This is a genomic window from Agrobacterium sp. SOY23 (genome assembly GCF_027212525.1).
GTDB lineage: Bacteria > Pseudomonadota > Alphaproteobacteria > Rhizobiales > Rhizobiaceae > Agrobacterium > Agrobacterium tumefaciens_I.
The window spans coordinates 295,135-312,489 of sequence record NZ_JAPWDT010000006.1 but is presented as its reverse complement, the minus strand read 5'-3'; the positions used below and the strand labels follow the sequence as shown (position 1 = coordinate 312,489).

General features: G+C 60.7%; 14 protein-coding genes. 10 read left to right on the top strand and 4 right to left on the bottom strand.

The window, feature by feature from the left end:
* Position 1: 1 nt before the first annotated feature.
* The 4 genes from O3S81_RS18855 to O3S81_RS18840 all read right to left on the bottom strand — a co-directional run bounded on the left by O3S81_RS18855 (position 2) and on the right by O3S81_RS18840 (position 5,522).
* Entirely contained in the window at positions 2-1,063 is a 1,062-nt protein-coding gene (locus O3S81_RS18855) for an ABC transporter ATP-binding protein (RefSeq protein WP_269345658.1), read from the bottom strand.
* On the bottom strand, positions 1,060-3,291 hold the full coding sequence (locus O3S81_RS18850; protein ID WP_269345656.1) for an ABC transporter permease: 2,232 nt from the start codon (positions 3,289-3,291) through the stop codon (positions 1,060-1,062). Before O3S81_RS18850 ends, O3S81_RS18855 begins: the two co-directional genes overlap by 4 nt.
* Positions 3,292-3,369: 78 nt before the next feature.
* Complete coding sequence (locus O3S81_RS18845; protein ID WP_269345654.1) at positions 3,370-4,395, bottom strand: ABC transporter substrate-binding protein; 1,026 nt, start codon at positions 4,393-4,395, stop codon at positions 3,370-3,372.
* 98 nt (positions 4,396-4,493) lie between these two features.
* Positions 4,494-5,522: an ABC transporter substrate-binding protein gene (locus O3S81_RS18840; RefSeq protein ID WP_269345653.1), complete on the bottom strand. Its 1,029-nt coding sequence runs from the start codon at positions 5,520-5,522 to the stop codon at positions 4,494-4,496.
* Positions 5,523-5,737: 215 nt separating this feature from the next.
* On the opposite strand from O3S81_RS18840, the gene O3S81_RS18835 reads away from it, so the two are divergent.
* From O3S81_RS18835 to O3S81_RS18790, 10 genes are all read left to right on the top strand, one after another.
* Complete coding sequence (locus O3S81_RS18835) at positions 5,738-6,487, top strand: response regulator transcription factor (protein ID WP_442864949.1); 750 nt, start codon at positions 5,738-5,740, stop codon at positions 6,485-6,487.
* Positions 6,484-8,619 (top strand): sensor histidine kinase, encoded by a 2,136-nt coding sequence (locus O3S81_RS18830; RefSeq protein ID WP_269345651.1) that lies wholly within the window; start codon positions 6,484-6,486, stop codon positions 8,617-8,619. Before O3S81_RS18835 ends, O3S81_RS18830 begins: the two co-directional genes overlap by 4 nt.
* A gap of 170 nt (positions 8,620-8,789) precedes the next feature.
* Positions 8,790-9,230, top strand: a complete 441-nt coding sequence (locus O3S81_RS18825) for a hypothetical protein (protein ID WP_269345649.1) — start codon at positions 8,790-8,792, stop codon at positions 9,228-9,230.
* Between the two features lie 131 nt (positions 9,231-9,361).
* Positions 9,362-9,871 carry a cytochrome P460 family protein gene (locus tag O3S81_RS18820; RefSeq protein WP_269345648.1) on the top strand — a complete coding sequence of 170 codons (510 nt, stop codon included), beginning with the start codon at positions 9,362-9,364 and terminating at the stop codon, positions 9,869-9,871.
* 277 nt (positions 9,872-10,148) lie between these two features.
* Positions 10,149-11,195: an alpha/beta fold hydrolase gene (locus O3S81_RS18815; RefSeq protein WP_269345647.1), complete on the top strand. Its 1,047-nt coding sequence runs from the start codon at positions 10,149-10,151 to the stop codon at positions 11,193-11,195.
* A gap of 95 nt (positions 11,196-11,290) precedes the next feature.
* Complete coding sequence (locus O3S81_RS18810; protein WP_269345645.1) at positions 11,291-12,031, top strand: response regulator; 741 nt, start codon at positions 11,291-11,293, stop codon at positions 12,029-12,031.
* Entirely contained in the window at positions 12,028-13,344 is a 1,317-nt protein-coding gene (locus O3S81_RS18805) for a sensor histidine kinase (RefSeq protein WP_269345643.1), read from the top strand. The genes O3S81_RS18810 and O3S81_RS18805 overlap by 4 nt, the downstream gene beginning before the upstream one ends.
* A 149-nt stretch (positions 13,345-13,493) precedes the next feature.
* The gene (locus O3S81_RS18800; protein ID WP_269345642.1) at positions 13,494-13,910 is read left to right on the top strand and encodes an organic hydroperoxide resistance protein; all 417 of its coding nucleotides are present in this window, start codon (positions 13,494-13,496) and stop codon (positions 13,908-13,910) included.
* 323 nt (positions 13,911-14,233) lie between these two features.
* Positions 14,234-15,652 (top strand): aldehyde dehydrogenase family protein, encoded by a 1,419-nt coding sequence (locus tag O3S81_RS18795; RefSeq protein WP_269345641.1) that lies wholly within the window; start codon positions 14,234-14,236, stop codon positions 15,650-15,652.
* Positions 15,653-15,923: 271 nt separating this feature from the next.
* Positions 15,924-17,168 (top strand): epoxide hydrolase family protein, encoded by a 1,245-nt coding sequence (locus O3S81_RS18790; protein WP_269345783.1) that lies wholly within the window; start codon positions 15,924-15,926, stop codon positions 17,166-17,168.
* Positions 17,169-17,355 lie beyond the last annotated feature (187 nt).

Genomic DNA, 17,355 nt, shown 5'->3' with positions numbered 1-17,355 from the left:
TTCAAGCGTCGATGAGGGCTATGCCACGGTTTTTGAAATTGAGTGTGACATCGCTCGTTTCGCGTTGTGTGTGGTTCATTTCATGGTCAACGATGAAGAGCGTGCCGACTTCGGTCTCGACTTCATATTCGATGTGGCCACCGAGATAGGCCGTGTGCAGCACGCGGCCGGGCATGCCGCTGCCGCCCGCCGCGCCGATGGTGATGGCGCCGGGACGCACCGCAAGCTTGGCGGTGCCGGAGCGCGGGCCGCGGCTTCGGACCCGATGTTCCATGTTGCCAACCCGCACGAGGGACTCTTCACCCGTCTGGGACATGACTTCGCAAGGCACCACGTTCGCCTCACCCATGAAGTCCGCGATGAAGGAGGATGCGGGTGCCTCGTAAAGCTCGCGGGGCGCGCCGGACTGGGCGATCTCTCCCTCCTTCATGACGATGATACGATCCGACACCGCAAGTGCTTCATCCTGGTCATGCGTGACATAAACGGCGGTGAAGCCGATCCTTTGCTGTAGCTCGCGGATATCGGTGCGCACGCGCCGGCGCAGGCGCGCATCAAGGTTCGACAAGGGTTCATCGAGAAGCAGCACCTGCGGCTCCAGCACGAGGGCGCGGGCGACTGCGACGCGCTGCTGCTGGCCGCCGGAGAGTTCCGCCGGCAGCCGGTGACCCATGCCTGCAAGACCGACGAGTTTCAGCCCTTCTTCGGCCTTTTCCCGCGCTTCGGCCTTTTTCAGGCCCGAGGACTGGAGGCCGTAAGCGACGTTATCCAGCGCGCTCATATGCGGAAACAGGGCATAGGACTGGAAGACCATCGAGACATCCCGTTCATTGGCGGGAAGCATGGTGACATCCTTGCCGCCGATGAGAATGCGGCCGGAATTGGGATGTTCAAGGCCGGCAAGCATGCGCAGTGTCGTCGTCTTGCCGCAGCCGGAGGGGCCAAGAAGGGTGACGAGCGTGCCGGGCTCGATGGTCAATGAAAGATCTGGAATGGCGGTGAATGCGCCAAAGGCCTTGCGGACATTTTCGAAGACGACTGAGCCCGGTTTGACGGTAATCATGCGACTTTCTCCTGAGGGTGAGAAACGGATTTGGCTTCATCGAGGCCCGCGACGCGGTTTTCGCGCCGCAGACGTCTTTCGCCGACGATGAGCTGGAAGCCTGCGATAACGGTGATCATCACGACGATCAGCATCGAGGAATAAGCGATTGCGACACCGTATTCGCCGTTTTCAACGAGGCCGACGATATAGGACGTCGCCATGTTGTATTGGGCGCTGACGAGGAAGATAACCGCGCTGATGGAGGTGATGGCCCTGACGAAGGAATAGACCAGCGCTGCCCTGATGGCCGGTCGCAGAAGCGGCAGCACCACCAGGCGGATGGTGCGGAAGCTGTTTGCCCGAAGCGTGAGCGAGGCTTCGTCGAGGCTTTTGTCCAACTGGCTCATCGCCGCAATGCCGCCGCGAACGCCGACCGGCATGTTGCGGAAGACGAAGCAGGCAATGAGGATCAGCGCCGATCCCGTCATTTCGAGCGGTGGCAGGTTGAAGGCCATGATGTAGCTGACGCCGATGACCGTGCCGGGGATGGCAAAGCTCATCATCAGGGCAAATTCGAACAGGTTCCGGCCGGCAAACTTCTGCCGGACGATGATATAGGCCGTCAGGAGACCAACAGCCGCGGTCAGCGGAGCGGAAATCAGGGCGATCTCCATCGTCGTCCAGAAGGAGTTCCAGGCGACGCCCGTCCAGGCGATCGAACCATTGCTGAGGCTGACGGAGAAAGCGCGGACGTAATGTTCGATCGTCAGCGTGTTATCCAGGCCCCAGGTCTTCACGAAACCGCCGACGAGGATCATGCCATAAACGACGATGGTGAAGAGCATCCAGGGAACGACGAGCGCGTGTACCGCAATCGACATGGATTTCGGAAGGGCGGCATGCGCGCCGCTGTCACCCTTGCCGGTTACGGTGGCAAAATTCTTGCCGGCGAGCCAGAAGCGCTGCGCAATGAAGGCCGACAGCGTGAAGCAGAGCAGCACGATGGCGAGGACGGCCGCGCGTGACGGGTCATTCTGCGAGCCGACGACGGCGAAGAATATTTCCGTCGAGAGAACGCCGTGGCTGCCGCCCAGCACCAGGGGATTGCCGAAATCCGCCATGCTTTCGATGAAGCCGATCAGAAACGCATTGGCAAGGCCCGGCTTCATCAGCGGAAGCGACACGCGCCAGAAGGTGCGCCAGCGGTCGGCGCGCAACGTCTGCGATGCCTCCTCCATCGAGGGACTGACACCCTCGACGACACCGATGAGGACAAGGAACGAAATCGGCGTGAAGGACAGGACCTGTGCGATCCATATGCCCGTCAGGCCATAGAGCCAGCGGCCCGGCTCAATGCCGAAGATGCTCGACATGAATTCGGTGACGACGCCTGCGCGGCCGAAAAGCAGCGTCAGGGCAAGGCCGATGACGAAAGGTGGCGTGATGATCGGCAAGATCGTCAGCAGCCGCAGGCCTTTCTTGAACGGAAAACGCGTGCGGGTGGCGACCAGCGCGAAGGCCAGACCGAGGATGGTCGATCCCGCCGCCGTCATGATCGCGAGGAAGAGTGTGCGCCATGCGACGCCGCAGCGGCCGGCACCGATCACGCAATCAAGGCCCCAGATGCCGGGATCACGCATGTTGCGGATAAATCCGTCGGGATTGAACGAGCCGTCAAAGTCCTGCACCGCGCCGACCATCATGCTGCCGATGGGATAGAACACGAAAACGCAGACCAGGAAGACGAGAAGTGAAATCGAGGAGACGACAAAGACGTCGCCCTTCATGAAACCCCGTTCGGCGAGGCCGAAAGAAATGAAGAGCACAAAGACGAAAGCCATCGTCACCGCGCCAGCACCCATGGAGGGCTGCCCGTCGGCCATGGCTCCGAAAAGGCTTTCAGTCACCTGCCAGGTCCAACCGGTAAAGCCGATCGCCAGTCCCTGAAGCACGAGGAAGCCAAGCCCGAAAGCGCCAGCGGCCACAAGAAGCCTGCCGCGCAGGAGAGGATCGGAGAGCGTCCGTGCGAATGCTCCTGCCAGAAAGAAAAACAGGACGCCCAACAGCCAGGTGCGGCCCTCGGTTATCATCTGGAGAATGCCGGGCGCGACCTGCGACGATGTCGGAAAATCCGATAGCCAGCCGAGGCCGAAAAAGCCGCCTTCGATGCGGTACCACGGCACCAGCACCAAGGCAGCAAGGCCCAAGGCCAGAACAATGTCCAGCCTGCGATTGCCATGGGTCATGGTCAACCTCACAAAATTGAGTGTGTCGGAAAGGGGCTGCCTTCGTCATTGAGCAACGAAGGCAGCCGGCATGGGATATCAGTTGGCGGCGGCGCCGACGTCCTTGTCCCAGCGCTCCAGCAGGGCCTTGCGCTTTTCAGGATCGCCATAGGTCTTGAAGTCGTAATTGATCAGCTTGATATCCTCGAAGCGCGGCGCTTCCTTGGGGATTTCGGCCGTCTTGTTCGATGGAAGCTGGAACGACTTCGCATCCTTCATGCGCGATTGAACGTCCGGCTGCAGCGCCCAGTCGTACCATGTCTTTGCGTTTTCGAGATTGCGCGCGCCCTTGACGATGGACATGGAGCCGATTTCGTAGCCGGTGCCCTCACACGGCGCGATCGACTTCACAGGAAAGCCTTCCGCCGTCTGCGCTACGGCGTCATGCATGAAGACGATGCCGACAGCCGTTTCGCCACGGGCCGCCGCCTTGACCGGGGCCGAGCCCGACTTGGTGTATTGCGAAATATTGCCGTTGAGCTTCTTCAGATAATCAAAGGCCTGATCTTCACCCATGATCTGCACCAGCGAGGCAAGCGCGGTATAGGCCGTGCCGGAGGAATTCGGGTTGGCGATCTGGATTTCGCCCTTCAGCTCGGGTGCAAGCAGGTCCGCCCAGCACTTCGGTTCCTTGTAGCCCTTCTTCTTGAAGATATCCGTATTGTATCCCCAGCCGAGCGCACCGGCATAAACGCCAACCGTCTTGTAACCGGCACTTTCAGCCTGGTTCTTCGCCCAGTCCTGCAACTGGTCGAGCATCTTCGATTTATATTCCAGCGTCAGGTTTTCCGAGGCCGCCTGAAGATGCGGGTCGCCGGTACCCGCCCACCATATGTCGGTCTTCGGGTTGCGGGCCTCCGCGCGGATCTTGGCGTAAGCCTCACCCGAGGACATGCGCACCATGTTGACCTTGATGTCATGGCTCTTTTCGAAGTCACCCTTCATCTGCTCGCAGATCACCACATCCGCAGCGCAGATGAGATTGAGGTCGCCGGCAGCATGGGCCGGAACGCTCAAGAGAGTTGTGCCTGCCAGAAGCAGGCTGGATATGATCGTCAGTCGCATGATTTCCTCCATTTTTTGCGTCTGAATAAGTCTGCGGACATGGCTTCGCCGTTCGACATGCCGGTGGCTGTCGTTTTTGTCCGCTTCAAGTCGTCTGGTTATTGGCTGGGGGGATGTACTTCCGTATCAAACCGGCGCAAAAGCCGCCCCCGTTCTTCCGGTGTGCCGAATGTCGCAAAGTCGTAATCGACCATCTTGATCAGGGAGAGGTCCGGCGCGCCCGCCGGCAACGCTGCTTTCGCATTGGACGGCACCTGGTTCTGCCCCGCAGCAGCCCCCGTGGCCTGCCCTTCGGGGCTCAGCGCAAAGTCCACGAACCGCCGGGCTTCCTCCCGGTTTTTCGTGCCCCTGACGATGCTGACCGCGCCGATCTCATAACCGGTTCCCTCACAGGGAGCGACGATGACGAGGGGTGCCCCCGCCTCCTTCTGCGTGACGGCATCATGCATGAAGGATATGCCGATCACTGCGTCTCCGCGCGCCGCCGCCTTGACCGGCGCGGAGCCCGCCTTGGTATATTCGGCCACGTTCTGATCGAGTGCCTTCATGTAGCTGAACGCCTCCTCCTCCCCGAAAAGCTGGACGAGGGTCGCGAGCATGGTGAAGGCGGTGCCCGACGAGTTCGGATTGCCGGCCAATATCTTGCCGCGATAAGTCTCGCTGATCAGGTCTTTCCAGCAGCTTGGAACCGGGAGCCCCTGCCGCTGCAAGAGATCGCTATTATAGGCAAAACCGAGCGCGCCCGCATAAATGCCGGCCGATTGCCCACCCGACATGGTGAAGAAATTCTGCGCCCAAGGAAGAACCTCGGTTTCATTCTTCGAGGCATAGGCTTCCAGAAGCCCTTCGGATGCGGCCTGCAAATGCGTGTCGCCCGTACCGGCCCACCAGACATCGACCGTCGGCGCGTCCTTTTCCTTGCGGACCTGTTCGAGAATTTCACCGGTGCTCTTGCGGACCATGATGGTCTGCACGCCGGTTTTCGTTTCGTAAGCGCGCTGCATCGTCGCGCACCAGGCATCATCCGCCGCGCAGAGGATGTTCAGCCTTCCATCGGCCTGCACCCCCGTCGCGCCGAGGGCCCACAGGGCTAAACCGGCGCTGAATGCCGCAAGCGATGCTTTCACCTTGTCCTCCCCTGGAACCTCCCAGTTCCATTCTTGAGGACAAGCATGCCAGAACCCGCGATTTGCGCAATCCGTTGAATGGTTACCGATTTTTCAACATGACACGCCTGCGGGGCGGAATTGGTTACGAATATTACAAATGTAACAGAACCAGTCATCATCGAGCTTTTGAATATTTCGGTCCTCTTGCATATGATCGGTGATGGGAGGACTTCATGGTGCAGAAACAGAGGATCGGGATACTGATCGTCGAAGACGATCCTGATATGGCGGAACTGATTGCCGATCTTGTGGAGGCCGAAGGCTGGTCTCCGCTTGTGGTACACTCGGCGGAAGATGCCGCGGCGACACTGGGACACGAACACATCCATCTCGTGCTTCTCGATCACAATCTGCCCGGAATTTCCGGCAGAACCTTCGCCCAGCGCATCCGCACCGAGCTGGGACTGAATGTCGGCATCGTTATGGTAACGGCGGCTGGCAGCGCAACCGAGCGCGTGCTGGGTCTGGAAACCGCCGCAGACGACTATGTCGTCAAACCTTTCGAGCCGATTGAACTGACGGCGCGGATCAAGGCGGTTCTGCGGCGCATCGCTCCGTCTCTCAAGGTCGAAAAGGAGCCGGAACGCGAAACCGAAATGAATTCGCTGAGACTTGGCGACTGGGCGGTCGATCTTTCTGGGCGGCGCGCCGTCTGCCTTGCAGACCGCAGCAGGACGTTGACGACGGCCGAATTCGCGCTTCTGGAGATCCTGGCGGAAACGCCGAACAGGCCGGTCAGCCGATCCCATATCCTCGATCGCCTCGGCGCGGAAAGCGACCGTTTCATCGATCGCAACGTCGATGTTCTGGTGCTTCGCCTGCGCCGGAAGATCGAGCGCAACCCGGATCTGCCGCAACATATCCAGACACGCAGAGGCAAGGGTTACGTCCTCCATACAGACAATGCCGAGCCGCAATTGTGATCAACAGGCTCTTCCTCCAGTCAATCGCGTTTCGCCTGCCCTTTGCCATCGTCTTCATATGCTCATCGGTCTTCATTCTGTCGGCGGTCGCAATCTACGGCCTGCAGAAGGCGAAAACCGAAATGGCGACTTACAGCCTGCAGGCCTTCTCCAGCCTTGCACGCGCTTCGCTCGTGTCGCGGCAGGTAGCCGATCTCGTTTCCAGCGCGCCGCTGCTGATGAACGCGACATCGCCTTACCGCGTATCGAGCGAAAGTCGCGCGGTCGTTTCGCAGGTGGACAGCCTTCTTGAGACCATCGCCCAATACAAGAAAGCCGAAACGCAGAACGCCATTCCAAACGACGATATCGTCGAGCTGCTCCAGGCCATTCGCCAGCAAACCCTGTCGCTCGCGGCGGATGCGGATGCAGCCCAGCAGCACAAGGCGGAGGCGGCAGCGGCACTCGGCGAAATCGCAACGGGTCAGGCCGTCACCGAAGGAGCCCTTCGCCAGCGCCTGAACGCCATCGTACAGGCTGCCGCCAATTCCGCCAGCCTGTTCCAGCTGGGTGAATTGCAGCGTCGTTTCACCTCGGAAACCGGCTATTTCATGAATGAGCCGGCCGCGATGGATGACGCAGAGGCCGAGGGGCTTGCACCTTACAAACGGGTGTTCGACGCCCAGACGCAATATCTTCTGGAGATGTTTGCGATCCAGTCCTCCGTATCGAAACTTCACGCCGTCTCCCGCAACCTTTCCCACGCCACAGAAACGCAGAGCGAAGCCGTCGCACACAGACTGACGCAGGGCCTCGCCTCCGCTTCGGCAGCACTGACCCGGCTGATCGTCATGGTCGCGATCGCTTTTGTGGTCGTCATCATTCTCTCGACCCTCTCCATCCGCTCCGTCATGCGGGTCTCACACGGCATAACGGCACTTTCGGGCGGCATGAATTCCCTCGCGAATGGCGAGCAGAATGTGAGCCTGCCCACCTATCGTGGCTCGGAAACCGAACTCATCCGCCTGTCGGACGCATTTCGTGCCTTCAAGGACAGCGTCGACCGCGTGTCCCGTCTTCGCCGCACGGCCGAAGCCGCGGCCCGGACAATCCGCTCCACCTTCCGGACAATGAACGAGGGCATCGCGCTGTTTAATGCCACCGGCCAGCCCATCACCATGAACAGGCGCATCATCGAGCTTGTCGGAAAGCGTGGCGGTTATTCCAGGAAGCTGCCGTTGCGTTCCTTCGTCGAAACGATACCGGAGATCGATCCAGCCCTCTTGCCCTCATCCGACGATCCCGGCGGACTTGCCAGCCGGATAACCGTGCGCCACCGCACGCAGGACCAGCAGGTCACGGAGATTGCCGTCTCCCGACAACCGGACGGCGGCATCGTGCTTCTGGCCCGCGACGTGACGGCTCTCGACCGCCAGGAGGCAGAAGCTGCAAAGGCGCAGCGGCTTGACGGCATCATGCGCATGACCCATCAGCTCAGCCACGAAGTCGGCAACATGATCGGCATCATTACCGGAAGCCTCGGGCTTCTGGAGCGTGAAACAGGTTTCAGCGAGCGCCAGCAGCGCAACATCAATCGCATCCGCAAAGCCGCTGATCGTGGCCGCCAGCTTGCCAGCAGCATGCTCTCCATCGGCAGCCAGCAGCCGATCCATCCCGTCTATGTGGATGTCGCCTCGCTTTTGAAGGGAATGGTGGATGTTCTCGAGATTGCGGTCGGTACGCGCAACCAGATCAGCCTTCGACTCCAGGATGATCTGCCAAGGCTGGCACTGGACGCCGCCCTGTTCGAACAATCCATTCTCAATCTTTGCCTCAACTCAGCCGCAGCCATGCCAGGCGGAGGGGTCATCATCATTGCGGCGCAGACATCGGACAATGCAGTCGAGATTTCGGTGGAGGATAACGGGCAAGGCATGGATCAGGACGCCGTGGACCGCGCTTTCGAACCCTATTTTACTACGCGTGCCCAACAGGGCGGCACGGGCCTTGGCCTCGCCATGGTCTACGGTTTCCTGCGCCAGAGCGGCGGTGATGCCAAAATCACGTCTCAGCCCGGTTGTGGCGCCCGTGTGTCGCTGACATTCCCGATTTCCGGACAGCAGGGCGACGGGACCCCACCATCGAAAGGATAACGAAAAGCGCGGTGAGGATCGCCATAGCGCCGCGCATTGTCCCCTCCAGCGGAGGTTCGGATCTGCCATGTCCGGATGCCGCTTCGCGGTTCATTGACCGCAGGCGATGATGGCGGCAAGCCAGGCGCAAGCAAGTTGCGTCAGGTTGCGGGCGAAAGGGAGATACACCCATGTCCACTATCGATCGTATTGGCTCTACTGCCCTGCTCTACACGCGCGCGCGGCCGCAGGATGTTTCTCAACCGGCGCTTGGCCAGGCTTCCGAACGGTCGGCTTCGCCGATCTCGGGTGGGGCTGCGCCCTCCATTTCCTCCAATCTTGCCAATGCGCTCTGGTCGCTCCAGGGGCAGCAGCAGGGGTCTATCGAGGAGGCTCCGCTGCAGGGCGGCGGACCGAGCCCGGAGGAGGAGGAGTTGAGCAAATGGGCGCATATGAGCCTCGGTGAAAAAATCCGGGCGCAATATCTGGAGGCACGGGGATTGTCGGAGGGAGACCTCGCCGCCATGCCGCCCGACGAAAGGAAGGCCATAGAGGACGAAATCCAGAAGGCGATCAGGGCCGCGATGGAGGCACGAAAGGACGACGACGTGAACGGGCTGGCCGGCATCTAAAACGACGCCCGGCCGGGGGCGGCACGGCGTCCGGCTACAATCCGATACATAAATGCGGGTTTCGTGAAACATGCCGGATACCTGCGGCGCAGATCATCGCCTGATCTTTTTCGGATCAGGCAGGATTTTTCATGAAGAGCCAGATTTTCTTCGCCGTCGCTCTCTCGGTCGCAGGAGCAGGTTTTGGGGCCGTTTATTCCAGCCTTGCGGACACACCGCCGGAAAACGCCTCTCCCATCTATGGTGTCACGCTTCCGGAAGGATATCGTGACTGGCAGTTTATCGCGCCCGCCCAGGAAGCCCCACCCCTGGACGAGCTGCGCGCCGTTCTGGCAAACGATATCGCGGTCGACGCCTATAAGAGCGGAACCTTACCCTTTCCCGACGGCTCGATCCTGGTGAAGCTTGCCTATAAGAGGCAGCAATCAACGGAGTTTCCGCCGGCCACGGTGCCGGGAGCGGCAACCACCGTGCAGGTGATGGTGAAGGACTCCAAAAAATATCCCGACAGCCACGGCTGGGGTTTCGGGCGGTTCGTCAACGGCAAACCGGTCGATGTCGCGCAGCATGAGACCTGTCTCTCCTGCCATGAGGGCAACGTCAAGGACCATGATTTCGTCTTCACGCGATACGCGCCCTGACGCATGACAGGATCGTTCGGCCGGGAGGCTGGCGTCGTCGCCGGGCCGCCTTTACCGCCCGGAGCCCCGACCACCATCGCCCGTTCACGGGTCCTGTTGCAGCCGCTCCTGACGATGGGGCGGCTGATTGCGTTCAGGGGAACAGGCCGAATGTATCCTTATGTATCCAGAATGGCCCCTGCTACAAAACCATTCACATTCGCCTCCCCCGGGACACATCGAGGATACACGAACCGCGTTTCCTGCCCGTCATCCAACAAGGACAGGAGAGACAGCAATGAATTCCAGGATCGATTTACAGCGCCGCCGCTTCTTCGGCATTGCCGCGATGACCGTTGCCGCCGTCGAATTCGGGGCGGCGAGCCTCGCTCACGCCAAGGGCGAAGCGCCTTCGCAGGGTCCATCAACCGGACGCGAAGGAGCGACCTCCTTTGGCGCCTTGAAAGAGGTCAAAGCGGGCGTGCTGAGCGTCGGTTATGCCGAAGCCGGTCCGGCGGACGGCCCGGCCGTTCTGCTGCTGCACGGATGGCCCTATGACATCTACAGCTATGTGGATGTCGCGCCCATTCTTGCTTCGGCGGGATATCGGGTGCTCATCCCCTATCTGCGCGGTTATGGCACGACACGTTTTCTCTCGGACGACACGCCACGCAACGGACAGCAGGCGGCGCTTGCGGTCGACATGATCGCCTTTCTCGATGCGCTCGGCGTGAAACAGGCCATCGTGGCCGGTTATGACTGGGGCGCGCGCACGGCCGATATCATGGCCGCACTCTGGCCCGAACGCTGCACGGGCCTCGTGTCGGTCAGCGGCTATCTGATCGGCAGTCAGGAGATCAACAAGAAGCCGCTTCCGCCCAAGGCGGAGCTGTCCTGGTGGTACCAGTTCTATTTCGCGACGGAACGTGGCCGTGCAGGCTATGCCGCCAACACCCGCGACTTCGTCCGCCTGATCTGGCAGACGGCGTCTCCGACCTGGAAATTCAGCGACGAGACATTCGATCGTTCGGCCCCGGCATTCGACAATCCCGACCATGTGGCGATCACCATCCATAATTACCGCTGGCGGCTGGCGCTGGCCGATGGGGAAGCCAAATATGACGACTATGAGCGCCGGCTTGCGAAACTCCCCGTCATCGCCGTCCCCACCATAACGCTGGAAGGTGACGCCAATGGCGCGCCGCATCCGGATCCTTCCGCTTATGCGGCGAAGTTTTCCGGCAAATACCAGCATCGCAACATTACCGGCGGCATCGGCCACAACCTTGCGCAGGAAGCGCCCGAGGCATTTGCAAAGGCCGTTCTGGACGTTGCAAAGCTTTAGGCTTGCCGAAGCCCGCGAACCGTTGTCTTACTGCATGTGACAGCAGTGACGCGGGTTGCGGGCCACCCGAACCGTCCGGACGACGAAGGCATCCAATGGAACATATCGACCACATTCTCGTCGTGGATGACGACAGGGAAATCCGGGAGCTGGTCTCCAGCTACCTGAAGAAAAACGGCCTGCGCGCAAGTGTAGCGGCCGACGGACGGCAGATGCGGAGTTTTCTCGACGGCAATGCCGTCGATCTGATCGTGCTCGACGTGATGATGCCCGGCGATGACGGGCTCGTCCTCTGCCGTGAGTTGCGCGCCGGCAAACACAAGGCGACGCCGGTGCTCATGCTGACTGCCCGCGATGACGAGATGGATCGCATCATCGGGCTCGAAATGGGTGCTGACGACTATCTGTCTAAACCCTTCGCGGCCCGGGAGCTTCTTGCGCGGATCAAGGCGATCCTGCGTCGCACCCGGATGCTGCCTCCCAACCTGCAGATCAGCGAAGCGGGACAGCTCCTGACCTTCGGCGACTGGCGTCTCGACACGGTCAGCCGCCACCTGCTCGACAGGGAGGGAACGGCAGTGGCGCTGAGCGGCGCTGAATACCGGCTTCTCAGGGTCTTCATCGATCATCCCCAGCGCGTCCTTAACCGGGACCAGCTGTTGAACCTCACCCAGGGACGCGATGCCGAACTCTTCGACCGGTCGATCGATCTTCTCGTCAGCCGTGTGCGGCAGCGGCTGGGGGATGACGCGCGGGAACCCGTCTACATCAAGACGGTGCGGGCGGAAGGTTATGTCTTTTCGGTTCCCGTGGAGATTTCGGAGCCGAGGATATGAACGGCCGAAGCCTGCCTGTCGGCTGGTGGCCACGCTCGTTGCGGTCGAGGCTCTTTCTCATCCTGCTCGCCGGTCTGGCCATTGCCTACAGCCTCTCCTTCAGCATCCTTTTTGCCGAAAGATACATGTCGGCGAAGGCGGTCATGCTCGGCACGCTGGAGAGCGACCTTGCGGTATCGATTGCCATCATCGACCGCCTGCCTGCGGATGAGCGCGCCAAATGGGTCAATCGCCTGAGCCGCAGTAACTATCAGCTTGTCCTCGGCCCCGGCCTTCCCGGTGTTTCCGACATGTCCGGACGCGGCGCGGAAATTGCGCAGAGGATCGAGGAAGCGGCGGGACACAGGTTTCCCGTCAAGGTCGAGTCCATTCCCGGTGACGGCAAGAGGCTCCAGGCGCATCTGACCCTGTCGGACGGCGCACCACTGACAATCGACGTGACTCCGCGCGGCGTGATGCCGCTGGCGGATTGGCTGCCCTACGTCTTCGCCGCGCAAATGGTGCTTCTGCTTCTTTGCACCTGGTTTGCGGTCCGACAGGCAACCCGTCCCCTGAGCGCGCTTGCCGCGGCAGCGGAGGCGCTCGATCCGGGGGAGAAGGGCCTTCCGATGAGCGAGAACGGCCCGAGCGAAGTTGCCCACGCCGCCCGCGCATTCAACGCCATGCGCGATCGCATCGCGCAATATCTCGAGGAGCGTGTCCAGATTCTCGCGGCGATCTCGCATGACCTGCAGACGCCCATCACCCGCATGCGATTGCGGGCCGATATGGCCGACGATACGCCCGAAAAGGAAAAACTGGTCAAGGACCTGCGTGAAATCGAACGTCTGGTGCAGGATGGCATTGCTTATGCACGCAGCACGCATGGCAGTGGCGAAAAAGCGTCGCGCATCGATCTGGCCTCTTTCATCGACAGCATCGCTTACGACTATCAGGACACCGGAAAAGCCGTCTCGGTTTCCGGCATCGTCCGCGGCACGGTCTCGACCAAGCCCCATGCATTGCGACGAATATTGACGAACTTCATAGATAACGCCCTCAAATTCGCCGGCAGTGCCGAGATTGCAGTGGACCGGCAGGACGAAGGCACCGTGGTCGTCACGGTGCTGGATCGCGGGCCGGGTATTCCTGACAAGATGCTGCAAAACGCCATGCAGCCCTTCTTCCGGATCGAAACATCAAGGAACCGCGACACGGGCGGGGCAGGTCTTGGCCTTGCGATCGCGCAGCAGCTTGCCGGAACCATTGGTGGCTCGGTGCGGCTCTATAACAGGCAGGGCGGCGGGCTTGCGGCCGAGGTGACTTTCCGCTGATAGGGCGACGTCCGAAGACGACCATCGGCAGAAGTGAGGCTACGTTTCGATACAGTTTCGCCGTTTCCGGAAACATGCCGGATACGCTGGTCCGTCACAACGCTCCTATCAGAAAACGCCGCCGCAGCGGCAAATGAAAGGAGCCTCCCATGACCAGCATCGATACCGTTCTTTATACCGGCAAGACCCACACGACCGGCGGGCGCGACGGATCGGCCCGCAGCGATGACGGCGCGCTGGACATCAAGCTTTCGCCCCCCGGCAGCGGAAAGCCGGGCACGAATCCCGAACAGCTTTTTGCCGCGGGCTGGTCGGCATGTTTTATCGGCGCCATGACAAAAGCGGCGGCGAAACGCCAGCTGCGGCTTCCCGCCGACACCGCCGTCGATGCGGAAGTCGATCTCGCCACCACGGACAGCGCGTTCTTTCTGCAGGCGCGCCTGTCGGTCAGCCTGCCCGGCATCGACCGCCCCGTCGCGCAGGCGATCATCGAGGATGCGCACCAGATCTGCCCTTATTCGAAGGCAACCCGGGGGAACATCGATGTCTCGCTCACACTCGCTTAGGACGGCTGTCTCCATGCGTGCACTCGTCATCGTGATCGTGTCTGCCGCGATATTCGCAGCGCCGTGCATTTACGATCTCACCTCCCAAGAACCCTCGCCGCTTGCAGGACTTCTGGGCGCGATCTCAACGATGTGAATGACAAGAGAACGGCTCGGCATCTGCCGGTGCCGTTTTCGCTTTTTCCTCTCTTCCTTCCCACCCCCGTGACGAATTCAGCGAAACGTCCCGACGTTTCATGCTGCCCGCGTCAGGCGCGTCATTCGATGGCCGGAACAGCCAGGACAACCGAGTTCGCCACTCAATCTCGAATGAGGTCAGATCAATGCGATCCATTGAACATATCTACGTCAACGGTGAATTTGTGGTGCCAGCCGGCAACGAGCGGCTGAACCTTTTCAATCCCACCACCGAAGAAAAAATCGGCGATGTACGGCTTGGCAACGCTGATGATGCAAGGGCAGCGGTGGCAGCCGCAAAACGCGCTTTTCCCGCCATGGCGGCCTCCACCAAGGCGCAACGTATCGAAATGCTGCGGAGCCTGCGCGACGCGATCGCGGAGCGGCCCGATGAGCTCGCTCAAGCCATGACCGAAGAATACGGCGCCCCCGCTTATTTCACCACTTTTTCCCTTCAGAACGCAGCGTCGGTTTTCGAAGTGATGGCGGAGACCGTCGCGAATTACGACTTCGAGCGGATCGTGGGTAAAAGCGCGGTCAAGATGCTGCCGCGCGGCGTTCTCGCCGCCATCACGCCCTGGAACAGCAATTTCGGCTTCATCGCCACCAAGCTTGCGCATGCGATCGGTTCCGGTTCTCCCCTTGTCATCAAACCGGCCGAACAGAGTGCGTTTCAGACCGATATTCTGGTCAGAAGGCTGCATCAGGCTGGCCTGCCGGCCGGCGTTTTCAACGTCGTCAACGGCACGGGTCCGGTGGTCGGTGCGGCGCTGACGGAAGACCCCGACGTGGCGACCATCAGTTTCACCGGCTCCACCCAGGCGGCAAAGATCATTCAACGCGCCGCAATCGACAGCATGAAGAGAGTGGTTCTGGAACTGGGAGGCAAGGCACCCACCATCATCCTGCCGGATGCAGACCTCGACAGGGCAATACCCGTCGCCTTGATGTCGGGCTTTGCCAATAGCGGTCAGGCCTGCGTCGCGGGCACCCGCATCCTCGCCCCTCGGTCCCGCCTCACCGAGATTGCCGAACGGCTGAAGATCGAAACCGGGAGGTTCAGGGTTGGCGACCCTCGCGATCCGGACGTCCGGATCGGACCGCTCGCCAATCCCGCCCAGTGGGAGAGAATTCAAGCCTATATCCGGCTTGGCATCGAAGAAGGGGCAACCCTGCTGACGGGCGGAACCGGGCGACCGGCGGGATTTGAAAAAGGATGGTTCGCCCGTCCGACAATCTTTACCGATGTCAGAAACGACATGCGCATCGCCCGTGAAGAAATCTTTGGTCCGGTCCTGTGCCTCATCGCCTATCGGGATGAGGACGAAGCCGTCGAGATTGCCAACGACAGCAACTACGGACTTCAGGCCTATGTGCTGGGATCCGACCTGAGACAGGCCGAACAGATCGCCGCAAGGCTGATGGCTGGCCGCGTCGTGATCAACGGCGCCCCGCATGATCCACGCGCGCCCTTCGGCGGTTTCAAGCAATCCGGCATTGGCAGGGAGATCGGTGCGTTCGGTCTCGACGGCATGCTCGAACCGCGAGCCATTCTCACCCCGTAACCTGAATATTTCAGGGCGCCTGCCCCGGCGGGCGCCCGTCACTGCGGCAGACTGATTTGTATCCCTATGTGTCAGCCGCGCGGAAGCCAACGTTTTGTGACGCAACGGCAGGTGGAAAGAAACAGTCGGGATACGATCAACATCTACCTGTTCCTAGCGCGAGATGATCGCGAACCACACCGATATGGAGAGAAACATGACTGATGCCGTTAACCCCGGAAAATACGGACGAAGAACCGCTCTTGTCCTTGGGTCTGCAATGACTGTTTTGATGGCCTTCCACCCTGCTCTGGCAGTTGAACAGACCAAGCCCGCCCAATCCGAAACGTCTGCCGACGATAGTATTCGGCCGTTTCAGGTCCATGTGGATCAGGCCCAGCTTGACGACCTGAAGAACCGGATCAGGAATGCGCGCTGGCCGGACAAGGAAACCGTTGGCGATATTTCGCAGGGCATCCAGCTGGCGCGGGTTCAGGACCTCGTTCGATATTGGGGCAGTGATTATGACTGGCGGAATGCCGAGAAGGAACTCAACGCATTGCCCCAGTTCGTCACCAAAATCGACGGCGTCGACATCCACTTCATTCATGTCCGCTCCCGCCATCCCAACGCCCTGCCCGTCATCCTGACCCACGGCTGGCCGGGTTCCATCTTCGAGTTCACGAAAGTCATCGGCCCGCTGACGGACCCGACCGCTTATGGCGGCAAAGCCGAGGACGCGTTCGACGTGATCATTCCCTCCATCCCCGGCTATGGCTTTTCAGGCCATCCGACCGATCTGGGCTGGGGTCCGGATCGCGTCGCCCGGGCGTGGGACACCCTTGTAAAGCGCCTCGGCTATACGCGTTATGTTTCCCAGGGCGGGGACCATGGTTCGGTCATTTCCGATGCCCTGGCGCGGCAGGCTCCAGCAGGTCTCGCCGGCATCCATCTCAACATGCCGGCCACCGTTCCCGGAGCGCTCATGAAGGGTATCAATGGCGGTGATCCAGCACCGGCGAACCTGTCGCCATCGGAACGAGATGCCTATAACGCGCTGCAGGGATTTTTCGGCAGGAACGCCGCCTATGGCGCGATGATGGTCACAAGACCTCAGACGATCGGATATTCCTTATCCGACTCCCCGGCCGGGCTTGCCTCGTTCATCTACGAGAAGTTCGCGCAATGGAGCGATAGCAACGGACAGCCCGAAAGCGTGCTTTCGCGCGATGAAATGCTGAACGACATCACCCTCTACTGGCTGACCAATAGCGGTGCGTCCGGCGCGCGATTCTACTGGGAAAACAACAACAACAACTTCAGCGCGGACGCCCAGAAGACACGGGAAATCAAAATCCCGGTCGGCATAACGGTGTTTCCAAAAGAGATCTATCAAGCGCCCGAAAGCTGGAGCAAGCAGGCCTATCCATCCCTCTCCTATTATCATCGGGTGGATCATGGCGGACATTTCGCGGCATGGGAGCAGCCGGAAATTTTCTCCAGGGAGCTTCGCGAAGCTTTCAGAAATCTGCGCTGAGAGCCACTATCATTCTGCAAGCGCGGCCCGGTGCCGCGCTTCCTTATCTCAGGTCATGTAACAGCAGCAGCCGGACATCGGCTGCATCGTCGTCCATGTGAAGATGCCGGGGGCTCTCCGGCATCGGCTGCCGCGCGGGCCGAACCGGCGTGGCAGCCATCCGCCTTCCATCTGCGCCCAGCCACCA

Excerpts from the sequence above, each read along its gene's own strand:
- O3S81_RS18855 (WP_269345658.1), bottom strand. The coding sequence starts at position 1,063 with ATGATTACCGTCAAACCGGGCTCAGTCGTCTTCGAAAATGTCCGCAAG.
- O3S81_RS18850 (WP_269345656.1), bottom strand. The coding sequence starts at position 3,291 with ATGACCCATGGCAATCGCAGGCTGGACATTGTTCTGGCCTTGGGCCTT.
- O3S81_RS18845 (WP_269345654.1), bottom strand. The coding sequence starts at position 4,395 with ATGCGACTGACGATCATATCCAGCCTGCTTCTGGCAGGCACAACTCTC.
- O3S81_RS18835 (WP_442864949.1), top strand. The coding sequence starts at position 5,738 with ATGGTGCAGAAACAGAGGATCGGGATACTGATCGTCGAAGACGATCCT.
- O3S81_RS18825 (WP_269345649.1), top strand. The coding sequence starts at position 8,790 with ATGTCCACTATCGATCGTATTGGCTCTACTGCCCTGCTCTACACGCGC.
- O3S81_RS18820 (WP_269345648.1), top strand. The coding sequence starts at position 9,362 with ATGAAGAGCCAGATTTTCTTCGCCGTCGCTCTCTCGGTCGCAGGAGCA.
- O3S81_RS18815 (WP_269345647.1), top strand. The coding sequence starts at position 10,149 with ATGAATTCCAGGATCGATTTACAGCGCCGCCGCTTCTTCGGCATTGCC.
- O3S81_RS18810 (WP_269345645.1), top strand. The coding sequence starts at position 11,291 with ATGGAACATATCGACCACATTCTCGTCGTGGATGACGACAGGGAAATC.
- O3S81_RS18805 (WP_269345643.1), top strand. The coding sequence starts at position 12,028 with ATGAACGGCCGAAGCCTGCCTGTCGGCTGGTGGCCACGCTCGTTGCGG.
- O3S81_RS18800 (WP_269345642.1), top strand. The coding sequence starts at position 13,494 with ATGACCAGCATCGATACCGTTCTTTATACCGGCAAGACCCACACGACC.
- O3S81_RS18795 (WP_269345641.1), top strand. The coding sequence starts at position 14,234 with ATGCGATCCATTGAACATATCTACGTCAACGGTGAATTTGTGGTGCCA.
- O3S81_RS18790 (WP_269345783.1), top strand. The coding sequence starts at position 15,924 with ATGGCCTTCCACCCTGCTCTGGCAGTTGAACAGACCAAGCCCGCCCAA.